The organism is Pseudomonas sp. P4_C3 (assembly GCF_056402075.1).
Genome location: NZ_JBFUIC010000725.1, coordinates 1 through 820, shown reverse-complemented (window position 1 = coordinate 820; position 820 = coordinate 1). Strand labels below are relative to the sequence as shown.

Genomic DNA, 820 nt, shown 5'->3' with positions numbered 1-820 from the left:
ACCCTTTACAGACGTTCGCGAACGGCTTGAGGCGAACAAAATTCGATTTGAATGCATCTCCCGAAGCAGGGTCGCTTCAGGACGGACATCCGCGGGAAATTAAAAGGGCGTAGATTACGCGAAGCGAGTGATCGACGACGAGTTGAGCCTGCTGCAACGCTGAACCAAATTGCACGGAGTGCTTTCACGGCACCTCCCACCAGATATGTTCGTGGGAACTTGATGCCTGGGTCTTGCATTTCCGCCGAAACCCATGATGCGATAGAAACTCTGCAAATTCGTTTCGGAGGACTACACCCTCCGAGATGTAGCAGTGGCGGTGCTTGCGATTTACTCCGCCAAGCTTTACTCCGCGGTAGTACACAGCGGTTTGCATCCTTCCCGACTGCACAATGAAATGCGCTGCTCTTTCGAGCTGATGCAATAGCGAGGCCTTCGTGGCTGGCATGCCACTGAACGCTTCCTCATTATCGATCGTTTCCCATAGCCCCGTCTTTCCGGAACCTCCATGCAATACACCGGCGATTCTGCGGTCGCCAAGTAGATCTCTCTCACCAAGACCGCGCGCCATCATAAACGTCTCACATATCGCATATGAGATTGCTAGGGTCTGTTGACGTTTCACATGGGCAGCCATAGGAACCCGCAGGCCATGGCTACCATGCTCTCGTAATTCCGCTTCAGCTTGTCGTATCGAAACGCCACGGCCCGGTAGTGTTTCAGCCGCGCAAAGGCGTTTTCCACCAAATGCTGGTAGCGATACAGCCCCCTGTCCAGGTCGGCATTGCCCCTGATCGAGTTGCGCTTTCTGGGGAGCACC

Annotated in this window: 1 pseudogene; it reads right to left on the bottom strand. The window is 54.4% G+C overall.

Annotated elements, in window-relative coordinates:
- Positions 1-621: 621 nt before the first annotated feature.
- Positions 622-820: pseudogene (locus tag AC1DVH_RS32075) on the bottom strand (IS5/IS1182 family transposase); the annotation flags it as partial.